We start from the raw sequence: 16,520 nt of genomic DNA on the forward strand, positions 1-16,520 counted from the left end.
AAATAAAAGTAGAGGTTTAAACTCCTGTTTTCCCTTTGATTTTGAACACTATAGTGGAGGCAAAAACTCCAGTTAGTTTTGAATCATTCTAAAATATTGATTTTGTTATATTTATTGACTTCTCTTTCCTCTGGCGACATAGTCCGCGCCAATCGCTGCGGCGCTTCCGCCGGAGCGGCATACCAACCGGATCTCTGGGAGAGTTCTATGCGTTCCACCCTTCGCGCCCTGACCGGCGTCCTGGCCATGACCACCGCCACCTTTGCCGCTGCGCCGGCAATGGCCGCGGACGAGGTCAATATCTATTCCTACCGTCAGCCTTTCCTGATCCAGCCGCTGCTGGATGCCTTCACCGCTGAAACAGGCATCAAGCCGAACGTGATCTTTGCTTCCAAGGGGCTCGGCGAACGGATCGCGGCCGAAGGCGACAACTCTCCCGCTGACGTTCTGCTGACGGTCGACATCGGACGCCTGGACGGTGCCAAGCAGCTCGGCATCACGCAACCCGTCGTTTCGGATGTGGTCAACGAAAACATTCCGGCGCAGTTCCGGGATCCGGAGGGCCACTGGATCGGCCTGACAAACCGTGCCCGCATCATCTATGCATCCAAGGATCGCGTCGACCAGAACGGCATCACCTATGAAGAACTTGCCGACCCGAAGTGGAAAGGCCGCATCTGCACCCGCTCCGGTCAACACGTCTACACGATCGGTCTGATCGCTTCCATGGTCGCCCATCACGGTGCTGAGAAGACCGAGGAGTGGCTTGCCGGTGTGCGTGACAACCTGGCACGCAAGCCGGCCGGGAACGACCGGGCACAGGTGAAGGCAATCTACGCTGGCGAATGCGACATTTCCATCGGCAACACCTATTACATGGGCAAGATGGAAACCAATGACAAAGAGCCGGAACAGAAAGAATGGGCCGGGTCCGTGCGCATTCTCTTCCCAAATGCCGACGAACGCGGAACGCACGTCAACCTGGCCGGTATCGTTCTGGCGAAAAATGCGCCGAACAAGGACAATGCGGTCAAGCTGATCGAATTCCTGTCTTCCGCCGATGCCCAGAAGATTTATGCTGAAACCAATTTCGAGTATCCGGTCACGCCGGGCGTCGAGGTTTCCGAGCGCGTTCAGGGCTGGGGTGAGCTGAAGCCGGATGATCTCTCCCTTGCCGAAATCGCCAAGAACCGCAAGACCGCCAGCGAGATCGTCGACAAGGTCGGTTTCGACAACGGACCTGCTTCCTGACGGGAACCAGATCAATGAACCGGAAAGCGCCGCAATCTGCGGCGCTTTTTGCATTCTTGCAGAATACCCGGTAGAGCTTTCCGCGATCCAAACGAACAAACAGTTTTTTCTTGCTGCGCACACCTTCGCTCACCCTGAACGACCGCCTATGGCAGATCGCCGCGATCGCGATCACAGGTCTCGTATTGCTGCCGGTTGCTGCCATCGTCTGGATCGCGCTCAGTCCGACAGGTGATCTTTGGGGCCAATTGCTGCGCACGGTTCTGCCCGGCTCGCTTCAGACCACGCTGTTGCTGATGGCAGGCGTTGGCGTCATAACGGCGGCGGTTGGCGTCGGAACGGCCTGGACCGTGACAATGTGCGAGTTTCCGGGCCGCAGAATTCTCGATTGGGCGCTGCTCGTTCCACTCGCGGTGCCGACCTATATCGTGGCCTTTGCCTACATCGAGATCCTCGACTACACCGGACCGGTCCAGAGCCTGATCCGGTCCGTCTTCGGGTTCAAAACGTCCCGGGAATACTGGTTCCCGGAAATCAGGTCGCTGGGGGGCGCCGTCTTCGTGATGAGCGCCGTCCTCTATCCTTATGTTTACCTGACAGCCCGGGCGAGCTTCCTGATCCAGTCGGCATCGATGCTGGATGTGTCGCGCACGCTCGGGGCGTCGCCCTACGGGCTTTTCTTCAGGATCGCGCTTCCCCTCGCCCGCCCGGCAATCGCCATCGGCGTGTCGCTTGCACTCATGGAGTGTCTAAACGACATTGGCGCGGTCACGTTTTTCGGGGTCCGGACCCTGACATTCTCCGTCTATGACGTGTGGCTCAACAGGTCCAGCCTGAGCGGTGCGGCTCAACTCGCCCTCGCCATGCTCGTGATGGTGCTCCTGCTCATCTGGCTGGAACGGCTTGGGCGGAACAGGCAGCGTTTCGACGCCGGCGGCAGTGCGAAACAGCGGGCACCGACACGCTTCACCCTGACAGGTTTCAGAGCCGCCCTGGTCTTTGCCATCTGCTTCTTGCCAATCCTTTTCGGATTCGTCATCCCCGGACTGCTGCTTGCGGACCGTGCAAGCCGGCGTCTCGATACGCTTCTGACACCTGGATTCCTGGAAACGATCTGGAACAGCTTCAGCCTCGCCGCCATTGCCGCCTTCCTCACGGTCGTCATATCCGTCGCCCTGGCCTACGCCCTGCGGATCAACAACAAGGGTCCCCTGAAAGCGGCTGTCAGGCTGGCTTCGGTGGGCTATGCCATTCCCGGAACCGTGCTTGCGATCGGGATCCTCATACCGCTTGCAACATTCGACAATGCGCTCGACGCCTGGATGCGTGAGACCTTCGGCGTCAAGACCGGACTGCTTCTTCTCGGCAGCGGGACCGGTCTCGTCTACGCCTACGTGGTGCGCTTTCTCGCCGTTTCCTATGGACAGGTCGAAGGCGGCTTCGGGCGGATCACACCGCATCTGGACATGGCGGCCAGAACGCTTGGACGGAATACCGGGCAGACACTCACGCAGGTTCATATCCCGCTGCTGAAGCCGATCCTCCTGTCGGCGGCGCTTTTGAGCTTTGTCGACTGCATGAAGGAATTGCCGGCAACAATCCTGCTGCGCCCATTCAATTTCGAAACGCTGGCCACGACCGTCTTCGAGGCGGCCTCGCGCGAGGCCTTCGAGGAAGCCGCCCTTCCGTCCCTCGCCATCGTCCTTGTCGGCCTGATCCCCGTGATCTACCTGGCCCGGTCGAGCGCCGCATCGTTCCGCACGAAGATGTCGCAGCGGACGCAAGCCGCGACCTGACGCCCGTTAAGGTCTGCACCTTGACAGGGTGAACCCAAACCGCCCCAATGGCGGCATCGGCCCCATCGCTTTCGGAACAGGTTTTTTGCATGGAAAAGAAACATCAGATCAATCTCTGGTACGCCTTCATCGCCATGATGCTCGTGCTCATGTTCCAGAGCTGGTGGACCACCTACAAGACGGTCGAGGCAATCCCTTACAGCCAGTTCGAGACCTACCTGAAAGACAAGAAGATCGAAGAGATCTCGATCAGGGAAAACACCATAGAGGGGAAATTCAAGGAACCACTCAAGGACGGCAAACAGTACTTCGTGACAACGCGCGTCGAAATTCCGCTCGCGGAGGAACTGACCAAATACGACGTGAAATTCACCGGTGTTGTCCAGAGCACCCTTGTCCGGGACATCCTCTCCTGGGTTTTGCCTGTCCTGCTTTTCTTCGGCCTCTGGATGTTCTTCATCCGGCGCATTGCCGAGAAACAGGGTATCGGCGGCATGATGACCGTCGGCAAGTCGAAGGCGAAGGTCTATGTGGAAACCGATGTCGACGTGCGCTTCGACAATGTCGCCGGTGTCGACGAAGCAAAGCGCGAACTGAAGGAAGTGGTCGACTTCCTCAAGGATCCGAAATCCTATGGCAGGCTCGGAGCGCATGTGCCAAAGGGGATCCTTCTGGTCGGACCTCCGGGAACCGGCAAGACCCTCCTCGCCCGGGCAGTCGCCGGCGAGGCTGCGGTTCCGTTCTTTTCCATATCCGGGTCGGAATTCGTGGAAATGTTCGTCGGCGTGGGTGCAGCCCGCGTCCGAGATCTCTTCGAACAGGCACGCAAGTCCGCTCCTGCGATCATCTTCATCGACGAACTGGACGCACTCGGCCGTGCGCGCTCAAGCGGCCCGATGGGAACGAATGACGAGAAAGAACAGACGCTCAACCAGCTGCTGACCGAACTCGATGGCTTCGACCCGTCCAGCGGCATCATCCTGCTGGCCGCGACCAACCGCCCTGAAATCCTCGACCCTGCCCTGTTGCGCGCGGGCCGGTTCGACCGGCAGGTGCTTGTCGACCGTCCGGACAAGTCGGGCCGCCTGGCGATCCTCGAAGTGCACATCAAGAAGATCAAGCTCGACCCGGCAACCGATCTTGACCAGATCGCGCAGCTCACGGCCGGATTTTCCGGCGCGGATCTGGCGACGCTGGTCAACGAGGCCGCGCTTCTGGCAACGCGCAGGCAGGCTGATGCCGTCACACTGCAGGACTTCAACGAGGCGGTGGAGCGCGTTGTTGCAGGTCTTGAAAAACGGAGCCGCATCCTGTCCGACAAGGAACGCAAGACCGTTGCATTCCATGAGATGGGCCATGCGCTTGTCGCCGCCAATCTGGACGGGTGCGACCCGGTCCACAAGATCTCCATCATTCCACGCGGCATCGGCGCGCTCGGCTACACGATGCAACGCCCCACCGAGGACCGGTTTCTCCTGTCGACGCAGGACTTGGAAAACAGGATGGCCGTCCTGATGGGCGGACGGGCGGCTGAGGAGATCGTCTTCGGCGAGATCTCGACCGGCGCCTCCGATGACCTGCAGAAAGTCACGGAAGTCGCAAGAGACATGGTCATGCGCTATGGCATGGAAGCCAATCTCGGAAATCGCGCCTATGCGACGCAGCGCCAGAATTTTCTCGGCCAGCCAGCAGGCGATGTGGCGGACGTCTCACCCGACACGCAGCGCGAGATTGATCAGGCAATAAAGGCGCGCGTCGAGATCGCCTTTGCGCGCGCCAAGGAACTCCTGAACGAGCACCGTCAGGAACTCGATGAAGGCGCGGGTCTCCTGCTCTCGAAAGAAACCCTCACCGACACGGATTTTCCGGCAATCCGCCCGATCGCCGAGCGCCGCGAAAGCCAGGCTGCGGAATAGCGCGCCTCGCTTGCTTGCATCCAAACAAAAAGCGCCCTCAAATCACTTGAGGACGCTTTTGCTTCCTGGCAGCGAGGTTTCAGATCAGTCTGATGCCTTCAGACGATCGTTGCCTGTGTCTTTTCCTTGACCTCTTCCAGGCTCACCTCTGGTGCCAGTTCGACAACCTTGAGACCGCCTTCAACGACATCAAAGACGCCGAAGTTGGTGATGATGCGATCCACGCATTTCACACCGGTCAGCGGCAGCGAGCATTCCTTCAGGAGCTTCGGATCGCCTGCCTTCGACGTGTGGTCCATGATCACGACCACCCGCTTCACGCCGGCAACCAGATCCATGGCACCGCCCATGCCCTTGACCATCTTTCCCGGGATCATCCAGTTGGCGAGATCGCCGGTTTCGGCCACCTCCATTGCGCCCAGGATGGACAGGTCGATGTGACCGCCCCGGATCATGCCAAAGCTATCGGCAGAGGAGAAGAAGCTCGTCTGCGGCAGTTCGGTGATCGTCTGCTTGCCGGCGTTGATGAGATCTGCGTCGACCTCGTCATCTGTCGGGAACGGGCCCATGCCGAGCATGCCGTTCTCCGACTGGAGCGTCACGTGCACGCCTTCGGGAATGTAGTTCGATACCAGCGTCGGAATACCGATGCCAAGGTTCACGTAAAAACCGTCTTCAAGTTCCTGCGCTGCGCGCTTTGCCATGTCATCACGAGTCCAGGCCATGATGTATTCTCCTTAGGCTGCGCGCGTTGTGCGCTTTTCGATGCGTTTTTCATGATCGCCGACGATGATGCGGTCGACGAAAATGCCGGCGGTGTGGATGTTGTCGGCATCGAGTTCGCCGATCTCGACAATCTCCTCGACCTCGACCACGCAGACCTTGCCGGCGGTCGCCATCATCGGATTGAAGTTCCGCGCAGTCTTCCGGTAGATCAGGTTGCCTTCCTTGTCGGCCTTCCAGGCCTTGACCAGCGACACGTCGGCCACAAGACCGGTTTCCATAATGTAGGTTTCGCCGTCGAAATCCTTGTGTTCCTTGCCTTCGGCAATCAGCGTGCCAACGCCGGTCTTGGTGTAGAAACCCGGAATACCGGCGCCGCCTGCACGGATTCGCTCCGCAAGCGTGCCCTGCGGGTTGAATTCCAGCTCCAGTTCACCGTTCAAGTACTGCTTTTCGAAGGTCGCGTTTTCGCCCACATAGGACGAGACCATTTTCTTGATCTGACGCGTCTGCAGGAGAAGCCCGAGACCGAAGTCATCGACGCCTGCATTGTTGGATATCGCGGTGATGTCTTTCGAGCCCGATTCCCTGAGGGCAATGATCAGGTTCTCCGGAATGCCGCACAGGCCAAATCCGCCGGCCATAACAGTCATGCCGTCAAAGGTCAGCCCGTCCAGGGCGGCCTTTGCGTCCGGATATATTTTGTTCATGTTTCACTCCCATTTGAGACCGCATGGTGCGTGACGCGCACATTCGCCGCTCGGTTCTTCCCGGTCAAGACATCTTTACCGCATTGCAGCGAAAAAGGAGAGGTACACGCGGAGGGCAGGCTTTTGCTCCTCTTTTTGAGCCGCTGGAGCCTATTTCGGGGACTGAAATTCATCAACGCCAGCCACATATTGCAGACTTTGATCTTCTCTCAGCGCAGCGCGGCCAGCGGCCGGTTGACGCTGTCCTGGATCGTTCGGGCCATGTTCATGGTTTTTAAAGTCTTAAGATGAACAATCACGGTACAAAAGCGAGACGCAAAACCGGTGCGTCTTGCTCCAACGCTATCGTATGAGCACCGAGAGACCCAAGGCGCCGTGTACCCGTTCTGGTCGACACTTTTCAGGATCGCAGTGTTTTCCCTGCTCGTGGGCGCGGGGCTGTCCTTCGTGAACATATCGGCGGAGGATATTCTCGGTTCTGTCGGTCTGAGCCCACTGGAACTGTGGATCTACATGATCGAGTTCAAGGACTGGGCCGTTCCGAACATTATCCTCGGTGCCTTTGTCGTTGTTCCCGTATGGCTGGTGCTTTATCTGATCCGACCGCCGCGCGCCGGGTGAAAGTCCGCCTCAGTTGTCCGCGCCGAATGCGGCCCTTTCATCACGTTCACGCTGGATCTGCTGGCGTTTCGTCACCAGTGAAGCCGCGATCACACCGATGGTCACCAACCCAACCAGGATCGTGCAGACCGCATTGATTTCCGGTGTCACGCCGAGGCGGACCTGGGAGTAGATCTTCATCGGCAGCGTGGTTGCGCCTGGCCCCGTGGTAAAACTTGCAATCACCAGATCGTCGAGGGACAACGTAAAGGCCAGCATCCAGCCGGCGAGGACGCCTGGAAGGATGATCGGCAGCGTGATCAGGAAAAAGGTCTTGACCGGCGGGCAGCCGAGATCTTCTGCCGCCTCTTCGACGGACTTGTCGAAGCCGACCAGGCGGGACTGAACAACCACGGCGACGTAGCACATGGCGAATGTCGTGTGCGCCAGCATGACCGTCCAGAAACCTCGCGCCGTGTCCATGGCCACAAACAGCAGCAGCAAAGACAGACCGAGAATGACTTCCGGCATCACGAGCGGTGCGAAGATCATGCCCGAAAAAAGCGAGCGGCCGATGAACCGGCCGGACCGGACCAGCACGAGCGCCGCCAGCGTACCAAGCACGGTTGCGATCGTCGCCGATGTGAAGGCGACGCGCAGCGTCACCCAGGCTGCATCGAGCAGTTGATCGTTCTGGAGCAGCGAGGCATACCACTTGGTTGAAAACCCGCCCCAGACCGTGACCAGCCGGCTCTCGTTGAAGGAATAGATCACCAGAAGAACGATTGGCAGATACAGGAATGAAAAGCCGAGCACCAGCGAGGTGATGTTGAACCATGTCGGACCGCGCGTCATCCGTCTTTCTCCGACATTTTCTGTTGCTGGTTCTGGAAAAGCACGATCGGAATGACGAGGATCAAAAGCAGGATCACCGCGACCGCCGAGGAAACCGGCCAATCCCGGTTGTTGAAGAATTCAACCCAGAGCGTCTTGCCGATCATCAGCGTGTTCGAACCGCCAAGAAGATCGGGGATCACGAACTCGCCAACGGCGGGAATGAACACCAGGAAGCAGCCGGCTATGATACCTGGAAGCGACAGCGGTACCGTAATTTTCCAGAAGGCCTTCCAGGCCGGACAGCCAAGGTCTTCAGCGGCTTCAAGCAGCGTTCCGTCCAGCCTTTCCAGGCTCGCGTAGAGCGGCAGCACGAGGAACGGCAGGTAAGAATAGACAATCCCGACATAGACCGCCGCGTTGGTGTTCAGGATCACCAGCGGTTCGCTGATCAGGCCCAGAGACAGCAGCAACTGGTTCAGCAGGCCCTCGTTCTTCAGGATGCCGATCCAGGCATAGACGCGGATCAGGAAGCTGGTCCAGAAAGGCAGGATCACCAGCATCAGGAGCGTCGGCCGCCAGGACTGGGGACTGCGCGCCATGCCGTAGGCGATCGGATAACCGATCAGCAGTGTCAGGAACGTCGAGACGGCGGCGATGGAGACCGACGAAAGGTAGGACTTCCAGTAGAGCGCGTCCTCCGTCAGCCACACATAGTTCTCGAACGAAAACTCGGCAAAGCTTTCGGTGAAGGCCTGCCATCCTTCCGACAGATCGAAAGTGGGTACGTAGGGAGGGATCGCGATCGCGGTCTGGGACAGCGAAATCTTCACAACGATCAGGAAGGGTGCCAGGAAAAACAGAAACAGCCAGAAGTAAGGAACGGCGATCAGCAGCCGTCCTCCCAGGCTTCGCTTAACCGGAGCGGCGACGTTGGTATCTGCCATTCTGCCCTCCTATCGTGTCAGGATCACACCGGCGTCCCGGTCAAAAGTCAGAACGACCTTGTCGTCCCAGTTGATCGGGTTTTCGACCATGCGGGATACATTTGCGAAGGTTGCGCGGATCGTATCGTGATCGTCCTCACCGACCTTGGCATGGATGATCGACACGTCTCCCAGATAGGCAATGTCCCAGACAATCCCGCCAATCCGGTTGACGACACCCGGGTCCGTTTCGCCATGGGCGATGCGAACCTTTTCCGGACGGATCGCAAACCAGACCGTGTCGCCGGTATTCGCCTCCGTTTCCTGGTCGCACTCGATGGCAAAACCGTCCACGACCGACACAAGCTTCGTGACCGACCCGGCCTTTTCCGCGACCCTGGCCTCGATCAGATTGATGTCGCCGATGAAGTCCGCAACATATTTTGAATTGGGCGCCTCGTAGATCTCCGCCGGCGTTGCGACCTGGACCAACTCGCCCTTGTCCATGACCGCGATACGGTCGGCCACGGTCATGGCCTCTTCCTGATCGTGCGTCACGATCAGGAAGGTCATCTTCAGGTCCTCCTGCAGCGCCATCAGCTCGAACTGTGTTTCTTCGCGCAGTTTCCGGTCGAGTGCACCGAGAGGCTCGTCGAGCAACAGGACTTTCGGGCGTTTCGCCAGCGACCGTGCGAGCGCAACACGCTGCCGCTGGCCGCCGGACAGCTGGTGCGGCCTGCGCTTGGCGAACTGCTCCAGCTTGGTGAGACGCAACATCTCGGCAACACGGGCCTCGATTTCCCCTGCCGGCATGTTGTCCTGCTTCAGTCCGAACGCAATGTTCTTTTCCACGTTCATGTGCGGAAACAGCGCATAGGACTGGAACATCATGTTGGAGGGACGCCGGTACGGCGGGATCCCGGCAAGGTCCTGGCCGTCCAGAAAGATCTGCCCTGATGTCGGTGTCTCGAAACCGGCGAGCATGCGCATCAACGTGGTCTTGCCACAGCCGGAACCGCCGAGAAGCGCGAAGAATTCCTTTTCGTAAATCTTCAGGGACAGGTTGTTGACGGCCGTGAAGTCACCGAACTTCTTGGTGACGTTCCGAAACTCGATGAAGGGCGGATGATCCGGGCTTTCCCACGGACTGAACTCCCTGCGTACCGGTCCCATCGATTTTTTCGCCACGGCAATCCCTCACCCCTAAGAGACTTGAACAAAACAAAAAACCAGGCCCGGTTGGCAGGGCCTGGTTTCTTTTCGTCAGGTTACTGACCGCTTTTCACCGATGTCCAGGTGCGGGTCACGATCCGTTGCACCTTCGGCGGATAAGGGGTGGTGGTGTACAGGTTGCTCACCGTCTCCTCGTCCGGGTAGATCGCCGTATCGCCGATCACGTCCTCATTCAGGAGCTCCTTGGATGCCTCGTTGCCGTTGGCGTAGTAGACATAGTTGGAGGCCTTTGCCATGACGTCGGGCCGCATGATGTAGTTGAGGAACTCGTGCGCCTCTTGCATGTTCGGTGCATCGGCGGGGATCGCCATCTGGTCGAACCACATCTGCGCTCCTTCCTTCGGAATGACATATTCCACGGTCACGCCATTGTCGGCTTCCGCCGCACGGTCGCGTGCCTGCAGAACATCACCGGACCAGCCGACCGCAACACAGATGTCACCGTTGGCGAGCGCGTTGATGTATTCCGAAGAATGGTACTTCTGGATGCTCGGCCGAATTGATTTGAGAAGCTCACCGGCCTGCTCGATTTCACCCCGGTCCTTGCTGTCCGGATCAAGACCGAGATAGTTCAAAGCCGCCGGGATCATCTCCGTCGGTGCGTCCAGCATGAACACGCCGCAATCCTTCAGCTTTTCGACATTCTCAGGCTTGAAAAGAAGGTCCCAGCTGTCGACTGGCGCGTCTTCGCCCAAGGCCTCTTTGACTTTTTCGACATTGTAGCCGATGCCGGTCGTGCCCCACATGTAGTTGATGGAGTAGGCATTGCCCGGGTCATATTTCTCGACGCGCTTCTCGATGTCCTTCCACATGTTGGACAGATTGGAAAGCTTGGACTTGTCGAGTTCCGTGAAAGCGCCGGCCTGGATCTGGCGGGCCAGGAACGTACCGGTGGGAACCACGACGTCGTAGCCCGTGCCGCCTGCCAGAAGCTTGGTTTCCAGGACCTCGTTGCTGTCAAAGACGTCATAGACGACCTTGATACCGGTTTCCTTGGTAAAGTCTTCCAGGATCGATTCATCGATATAGTCGGACCAGTTATAGACATTCACGGTCCGGTCCTGAGCGTTGGCGATGCCGCTCAGAAGGCTAAGGGCGGCGACCCCCGTCAACAAAGTCTTCACAGTCATTTTGAACTCCCCTTCAGAGTTTCAGCGATGGCCGTTTTCGGCCTTGTTCCTGATTGTAAACGGACATTTCCGTTTTGTTCATTCTTCTCGTTCGAACATTGGCGACGCGCCGGTTGTTTGTCCAGCGTCGATTTTGGGCACCCGTGCATCAAAGATAGGTTTGCCGTTCAAGCGAGGATATCTCCCGCCCGAATTCGTTCAGTTCCTCCCGCTTGATCTCCGTCAGCACCTTGTGCATTTCGGCCCCCACGGCCCGTTTCATCAGTTTCGAAGCCTCGAAGGCATCAATGGCCTCGTCCATCCAGGGCGTCAGCCGTTTTTTCCTTTTTTCATAGGCATTTCCGGTCACCGGTGCCGGCGGGTCCTTCTGCTGCTCGAGCCCTTCCAGCATGCCCGCCAGAATTCCCGTGAGCACAAGATAGGGATTGGCGTCGGCGCCGGCGATCCGGTGTTCAACCCGGGCGGCTTCCGGACTGGAGGCGGGCACCCGCAGCGCAACGGAACGGTTGTCATACCCCCAGCAGATCGAGGCCGGCGCATAGGATCCGGGCTGCATCCGGCGGAAACCGTTGAAGGTCGAGATGAACAGGAGCAGCGCTTCCGGCATCGTCTTCAACAAGCCGTTGATGGCATGGCCGAGCCGCTCCGGCCCCTTGTCCGGATCCGCGAAAAGATTGCCGTTCCCGTCTTCCATGGACACATGCACATGCATGCCGTTGCCCGGCCATTCCACGAAGGGCTTGGCCATGAAGGACGCTTTCAGTTCATGCTTGCGGGCAACGCCGGCGACAAGCCGGCGCAGCAGCACCACGTCATCGGCGGCCAGCAGCGGATTGCGGCGGTGATGCAGGTTCAACTCGAACTGGCCGGGCGCTGCTTCGGACACGGCGGCATCGGCCGGAATGCCCTGCGCTTCGCAGGCCTTGCGCAGATCGTCGACCACCGGCAGGAGCGCTTCCAGATCGGACAACGCGTACATGTTCTGGCGCGCCGGACCGAGATGGGTCGAGAACAGCGGTTTGGGTTGCTCGGTCCAGTCTCCGTCGCTTTCCTCGAAGAGGTAGAATTCCAGTTCGAAGGCGCAGGTTGCGGTTACCCCGAATTCGGATTTCAATCTCTCGACCATGTTCTCCAGAACATGGCGCGGGTCCGCGAGAAACGGCTCGCCGTCCCTGTCGTACATGGACAGGAGCACCTGCGCCGTCTTGCGCTCGGTCCAGGGCACCAGCTTGAGACTTTCCGGGATCGGCCAGCAGACACCATCCTTGTCACCCGTTTCCAGGTGCATGCCCGTCGCCTCCACTTCCCGGCCCCAGACGTCGAGACCGAACAGGGAATAGGGAAAGGCCACGCCCTGCTCGAAGACCTTTTTCAGTGCCTTGCCGGGCAGCCACTTGCCCCTCAGGACGCCGTTGGTATCCGGCAGCACTACTTCCAGTGTGTCGAGATCAGGATGTTCAGCCAGAAAGGCCTCAAAATCCACCTTCCACCCGGGCTCTGCCGGGTGTTCCAATATCTGGTGGGGTAGTTCGTTCATCTAGCGCGCTTGTCGCCCCTGGGTTCGGCTGAGTTGCCCGGCACATCGCTGCAACCCGGCTCTCAGCTTTCGTTTGCGTCCTTTCCAAAAATGTGATCACTTTCTGGTAAGCCTGTCAAGGCAGATCGCATCTGTTGAGAATTTGTAATGGTTGGGAGACCCCGTTGGCTGCCCGGTATTCCGCACAGACAAACAGTCCTGCAAGCAACGACACGGAGGCGCGCTCCACGCGCGGAGCCACGCGCGGGCAAGTCGATGCCGCCATCCGGTCAGGCCTCCTGACGGGGCAGTTCATTCCGGGAAAAGCCGTCACGATCCGCGGCCTCGCCGCAGAACTCGGCGTCAGTCCGATGCCGGTGCGCGAAGTTCTTCAAAGGCTTGCGGCGGAAAATGCGCTGGAAGTGAAAAGCAATGGCCGGGTCCAGGTGCCGGACATGACGCCGGAGCGGTTTGACGAGGTCCTGAAAGCGAGGCTTCTGCTGGAGCCGGAACTCGCGGAACGCGCCCTGTTCAGCCTCAAAAAGCAAGACGTAAAGACGCTGACCAAGATCGATGACGAGATCGACGCATGCATCGTCAGCGGTGATGCGGAAGCCTATATGCAGCTCAACCACGCCTTCCACTTTCACATCTACGCGGCTTCGGGTTCTCAGGTTCTGCTTCCGCTCATCGACAGTCTCTGGCTTCAGTTTGCACCGTTCATGCGCACGGTTTACGGGCGTGTGGGAACGGTCAATCTTCTGGATCAGCACAAGGAAGCCATCCGAGCGATCGAACAGAAGGATCCGTCGGCTCTGCGAGCCGCCATCTCCGGCGATATCACCGATGGAATGGGACTCCTGGGCAAGGAAATCCTCAAGAAAGCGACAGGAGGTTGATCCGCTCTGCAGTCCATGTCATTTTGTGATCACAAAATAGACACTTCGTTGCAAATCAACCTTCAGGCAACATGCTTTTTGCCGATGTGAATGAGCCGACCCGCCAGACCATGACAAGACCCCGGAGCCTCTCGTGAGTGATCAGACGCCGACAAACACCCGTCCCAAAGCAGCAGAGAGTTTGCGCGGTGTTCCCGACGGTGATGCCGCACGCGAGTGGCTGCATGCCCGCAACATCGAAGATATCGAATGTATCGTTCCGGACCTTGCGGGCGTCGCGCGCGGCAAGATGATGCCGGTGGAGAAGTTTTTCTCCGGCCCCGTCATGACCATGCCCGCCTCCATCTTCGCGCAGACGATCTCCGGTGACTATCCCGATGACGACGACCGTTTCCAGCACAATCCGACGGACGGCGATCTCTATTTCCGTGCTGACTACAGCACACTGACCTCTGTCCCGTGGGAGAGCGATCCGACCGCACAGCTGATCCACGACGCCTATACCCGCCAGGGTGCTCCCGTGGAGACCGCACCGCGCAACGTTCTGAAACGCATTCTGAAGCTCTACGATGACAAGGGCTGGAAACCGGTCATCGCCCCTGAGATCGAGTTTTACCTGGTGCGGCCCAATACGGATCCGGACTACCCGCTCGAACCGCCGACGGGCCGCTCGGGCCGTCCCGAAGTCGGGCGCCAATCCTACTCCATTTCCGCCTTGAACGAGTTCGACGAGCTGATCGACGACATTTACGACCTTTCCGAACAACAGGGACTGGAGATCGACACCCTGATCCACGAGGAAGGGGCGGCGCAAATGGAAATCAACCTGCGTCATGGCAATCCGCTTGCCCTCGCCGACCAGGTCTTCCTGTTCAAGCGCACCATCCGTGAAGCCGCTCTCAGGCACGACATGTACGCGACCTTCATGTCCAAGCCGATGTCACACCAGCCCGGCTCGGCGATGCATATCCACCAGTCGGTCATCGACAGAGAAACGGGGCAGAACATCTTCGCGGGCGAGAACGGCGAAGAAACCCCGGCGTTCCTGTCCTTCATCGCCGGGCACCAGGCCTACCTGCCAAAGGTGACCTGCATCATGGCGCCTTTCGTGAATTCCTACCGGCGGTTTTCCAAGACGTCGACATCGCCGGTGAATGTCTACTGGGGTTACGACAACAGGACCGTCGGCCTGCGGGTTCCCTACTCCAGTCCGGAAGCAAGGCGGCTTGAAAACCGGATTCCGGGTTCCGACGCCAATCCCTATCTTTCGATCGCCGCCAGCCTTGCCTGCGGCTATCTCGGCATCGTGAACGAACTGAAGCCGGACGCGCCCCGGAGCGACGATTGCACGGAGCTTGCCAAATCCCTGCCACGCGGGCTGCCGGAGGCAGTCGCACAGTTCGAAAATTCCGAAGAGATGGTCGAGGTGTTCGGTGAGCAGTTCGTCGCCACCTATCGCGCCATCAAATACGAAGAATTCGAAACCTTCATGTCCGTGATCAGCGCCTGGGAGCGGGAATATCTCCTGCTCAACGTCTGATCCGTTCCCTTTTTCCCGGAGTTCATGCCATGACGGCCCATTCCAACATCTACCCGACCAAGGCTCTGCAGGAAATCGATGCCGCCCACCACTGGCATCCGTTCTCCGACATGAAATCCCTGAACGCCGAGGGTAGCCGTATCGTGACGTCGGCCGATGGTGTCTGGATCACGGATTCGGACGGCAAGAAGATCCTGGATGGCATGGCAGGTCTCTGGTGCGTCCAGGTCGGTCACGGGAGGACCGAAATCGCCGATGCCGTCTATCGCCAGATGAACGAGCTTGCCTACTACAACACCTTTTTCAAGACGACCCACCCACCGGCGATCGCGCTGTCGGAAAAGCTGGCGAAGCTGGCTCCGGATAATATCAACACGGTCTTTTATTGCTCGTCCGGTTCGGAAGCGAATGACACGGTTTTCCGTATGGTCCGCACCTACTGGGACAAGATGGGCAAGCCCGACAAGAAGGTGATCATCGGCCGCTGGAACGGCTATCACGGTTCAACCCTTGCCGGCACGAGCCTGGGCGGCATGAAGGCCATGCATGCACAGGGCGATCTGCCGGTGGCGGGCGTCCATCACATCGACCAGCCCTACTGGTTCGGCGAAGGCCAGGATATGAGCCCGGAGGAATTCGGGCATCTTGCGGCCCGCAAGCTGGAAGAGGCGATCGACGAAATCGGCGAGGACAATGTTGCCGCGTTCATCGCGGAACCGATCCAGGGTGCGGGCGGCGTCATCATTCCGCCCGAGACCTACTGGCCGGAAGTGCGCCGGATCCTTGACGAACGCGAGATCCTGTTTGTCTCCGACGAAGTCATCTGCGGGTTCGGACGCCTCGGCGAGTGGTTCGGGTCCACCTATTTCGGCATGAAACCGGACCTGATGCCGATCGCGAAGGGCCTCACGTCAGGGTATCTGCCGATGGGCGGCGTGCTTGTCTCCGACCGCGTCGCAGAAGGTCTGATGAATGCCGGCGACGACTTCAATCACGGCTACACCTATTCCGGCCACCCGGTCTGTGCGGCCGCCGCGCTTGCCAACCTGGAGATCATCGAACGCGATGGCCTGGTGGACCGGGTCAAATCCGACATCGGCCCCTATCTCCAGGAACGCTGGCGCACGCTCGGTGAACATCCGCTGGTCGGGGAAGCCCGCATGACCGGGCTGATGGGCGCGCTGGAACTCGTGCCGGACAAGACCGACCTGAAAAAAGCCTTCCCGGACGTGGGCACGGTCGGCACCATCTGCCGGGACATCTCGTTCCGGAACGGCATGGTCATGCGCGCTGTCCGGGACAGCATGATCATCTCGCCGCCGCTGGTGCTCACCCATGAAGAAGCCGACTTCCTCGTCAAGACGGCGGAAAAGACCCTGGATGACACGTACCAGGCCCTGAAAAAGGACAACTGGCTCTCCTGAGCCAGTTGTCCAAGCTGTGCAG

At 59.0% G+C, this 16,520-nt stretch carries 15 protein-coding genes; 8 read left to right on the plus strand and 7 right to left on the minus strand.

Features of this window, described 5'->3' with window-relative positions:
• Positions 1-207 precede the first annotated feature (207 nt).
• From RDA78_RS00465 to ftsH, 3 genes are all read left to right on the plus strand, one after another.
• Positions 208-1,251, plus strand: coding sequence for a Fe(3+) ABC transporter substrate-binding protein (locus tag RDA78_RS00465; RefSeq protein WP_434053415.1), 1,044 nt, complete (start codon positions 208-210; stop codon positions 1,249-1,251).
• A 110-nt stretch (positions 1,252-1,361) separates the two neighbouring features.
• Positions 1,362-3,047, plus strand: coding sequence for an ABC transporter permease (locus tag RDA78_RS00470; protein ID WP_434053416.1), 1,686 nt, complete (start codon positions 1,362-1,364; stop codon positions 3,045-3,047).
• Positions 3,048-3,136: 89 nt separating this feature from the next.
• Positions 3,137-4,963: an ATP-dependent zinc metalloprotease FtsH gene (ftsH, locus tag RDA78_RS00475; protein WP_434053417.1), complete on the plus strand. Its 1,827-nt coding sequence runs from the start codon at positions 3,137-3,139 to the stop codon at positions 4,961-4,963.
• 98 nt (positions 4,964-5,061) lie between these two features.
• On the opposite strand, the gene RDA78_RS00480 is transcribed toward ftsH, so the two are convergent.
• Positions 5,062-5,688, minus strand: a complete 627-nt coding sequence (locus RDA78_RS00480; RefSeq protein WP_434053418.1) for a CoA transferase subunit B — start codon at positions 5,686-5,688, stop codon at positions 5,062-5,064.
• A 12-nt stretch (positions 5,689-5,700) separates the two neighbouring features.
• Positions 5,701-6,396, minus strand: a complete 696-nt coding sequence (locus RDA78_RS00485) for a CoA transferase subunit A (RefSeq protein WP_434053419.1) — start codon at positions 6,394-6,396, stop codon at positions 5,701-5,703.
• A gap of 23 nt (positions 6,397-6,419) precedes the next feature.
• Between RDA78_RS00485 and RDA78_RS00490 the strand changes: the two genes are divergently transcribed.
• Together RDA78_RS00490 and RDA78_RS00495 are read left to right on the plus strand one after the other, a co-directional pair.
• Positions 6,420-6,674: a hypothetical protein gene (locus tag RDA78_RS00490; RefSeq protein ID WP_434053420.1), complete on the plus strand. Its 255-nt coding sequence runs from the start codon at positions 6,420-6,422 to the stop codon at positions 6,672-6,674.
• A gap of 97 nt (positions 6,675-6,771) precedes the next feature.
• Positions 6,772-7,017 (plus strand): DUF6460 domain-containing protein, encoded by a 246-nt coding sequence (locus RDA78_RS00495; RefSeq protein ID WP_434053421.1) that lies wholly within the window; start codon positions 6,772-6,774, stop codon positions 7,015-7,017.
• Positions 7,018-7,026: 9 nt separating this feature from the next.
• Here the strand turns inward: RDA78_RS00495 and RDA78_RS00500 are convergent, their stop codons facing one another.
• From RDA78_RS00500 to RDA78_RS00520, 5 genes are all read right to left on the minus strand, one after another.
• The gene (locus RDA78_RS00500; protein WP_434053422.1) at positions 7,027-7,851 is read right to left on the minus strand and encodes an ABC transporter permease; all 825 of its coding nucleotides are present in this window, start codon (positions 7,849-7,851) and stop codon (positions 7,027-7,029) included.
• Complete coding sequence (locus RDA78_RS00505; protein ID WP_434053423.1) at positions 7,848-8,777, minus strand: ABC transporter permease subunit; 930 nt, start codon at positions 8,775-8,777, stop codon at positions 7,848-7,850. Before RDA78_RS00505 ends, RDA78_RS00500 begins: the two co-directional genes overlap by 4 nt.
• Before the next feature lie 9 nt (positions 8,778-8,786).
• Positions 8,787-9,929, minus strand: coding sequence for an ABC transporter ATP-binding protein (locus tag RDA78_RS00510; RefSeq protein WP_434056081.1), 1,143 nt, complete (start codon positions 9,927-9,929; stop codon positions 8,787-8,789).
• A gap of 95 nt (positions 9,930-10,024) precedes the next feature.
• On the minus strand, positions 10,025-11,119 hold the full coding sequence (locus RDA78_RS00515; protein ID WP_434053424.1) for a polyamine ABC transporter substrate-binding protein: 1,095 nt from the start codon (positions 11,117-11,119) through the stop codon (positions 10,025-10,027).
• 148 nt (positions 11,120-11,267) lie between these two features.
• Entirely contained in the window at positions 11,268-12,656 is a 1,389-nt protein-coding gene (locus tag RDA78_RS00520) for a glutamine synthetase family protein (protein ID WP_434053425.1), read from the minus strand.
• 164 nt (positions 12,657-12,820) lie between these two features.
• Here RDA78_RS00520 and RDA78_RS00525 point away from each other — a divergent pair, with 164 nt between their 5' ends.
• The 3 genes from RDA78_RS00525 to RDA78_RS00535 all read left to right on the plus strand — a co-directional run bounded on the left by RDA78_RS00525 (position 12,821) and on the right by RDA78_RS00535 (position 16,498).
• Complete coding sequence (locus RDA78_RS00525) at positions 12,821-13,534, plus strand: GntR family transcriptional regulator (RefSeq protein ID WP_434053426.1); 714 nt, start codon at positions 12,821-12,823, stop codon at positions 13,532-13,534.
• Between the two features lie 133 nt (positions 13,535-13,667).
• Positions 13,668-15,074, plus strand: a complete 1,407-nt coding sequence (locus tag RDA78_RS00530) for a glutamine synthetase family protein (protein WP_434053427.1) — start codon at positions 13,668-13,670, stop codon at positions 15,072-15,074.
• Positions 15,075-15,103: 29 nt separating this feature from the next.
• Positions 15,104-16,498, plus strand: coding sequence for an aspartate aminotransferase family protein (locus tag RDA78_RS00535; RefSeq protein ID WP_434053428.1), 1,395 nt, complete (start codon positions 15,104-15,106; stop codon positions 16,496-16,498).
• Positions 16,499-16,520: the final 22 nt, after the last annotated feature.

Source organism: Roseibium sp. (assembly GCF_051016195.1).
In the GTDB taxonomy this organism is placed as follows: domain Bacteria; phylum Pseudomonadota; class Alphaproteobacteria; order Rhizobiales; family Stappiaceae; genus Roseibium.

What these genes read in the sequence shown, in the direction of transcription:
- RDA78_RS00465 (WP_434053415.1), top strand. Translation starts at nt 208, where the DNA reads ATGCGTTCCACCCTTCGCGCCCTGACCGGCGTCCTGGCCATGACCACC.
- ftsH (WP_434053417.1), top strand. Translation starts at nt 3,137, where the DNA reads ATGGAAAAGAAACATCAGATCAATCTCTGGTACGCCTTCATCGCCATG.
- RDA78_RS00480 (WP_434053418.1), bottom strand. Translation starts at nt 5,688, where the DNA reads ATGGCCTGGACTCGTGATGACATGGCAAAGCGCGCAGCGCAGGAACTT.
- RDA78_RS00485 (WP_434053419.1), bottom strand. Translation starts at nt 6,396, where the DNA reads ATGAACAAAATATATCCGGACGCAAAGGCCGCCCTGGACGGGCTGACC.
- RDA78_RS00490 (WP_434053420.1), top strand. Translation starts at nt 6,420, where the DNA reads ATGGTGCGTGACGCGCACATTCGCCGCTCGGTTCTTCCCGGTCAAGAC.
- RDA78_RS00500 (WP_434053422.1), bottom strand. Translation starts at nt 7,851, where the DNA reads ATGACGCGCGGTCCGACATGGTTCAACATCACCTCGCTGGTGCTCGGC.
- RDA78_RS00505 (WP_434053423.1), bottom strand. Translation starts at nt 8,777, where the DNA reads ATGGCAGATACCAACGTCGCCGCTCCGGTTAAGCGAAGCCTGGGAGGA.
- RDA78_RS00510 (WP_434056081.1), bottom strand. Translation starts at nt 9,929, where the DNA reads ATGGGACCGGTACGCAGGGAGTTCAGTCCGTGGGAAAGCCCGGATCAT.
- RDA78_RS00515 (WP_434053424.1), bottom strand. Translation starts at nt 11,119, where the DNA reads ATGACTGTGAAGACTTTGTTGACGGGGGTCGCCGCCCTTAGCCTTCTG.
- RDA78_RS00520 (WP_434053425.1), bottom strand. Translation starts at nt 12,656, where the DNA reads ATGAACGAACTACCCCACCAGATATTGGAACACCCGGCAGAGCCCGGG.
- RDA78_RS00535 (WP_434053428.1), top strand. Translation starts at nt 15,104, where the DNA reads ATGACGGCCCATTCCAACATCTACCCGACCAAGGCTCTGCAGGAAATC.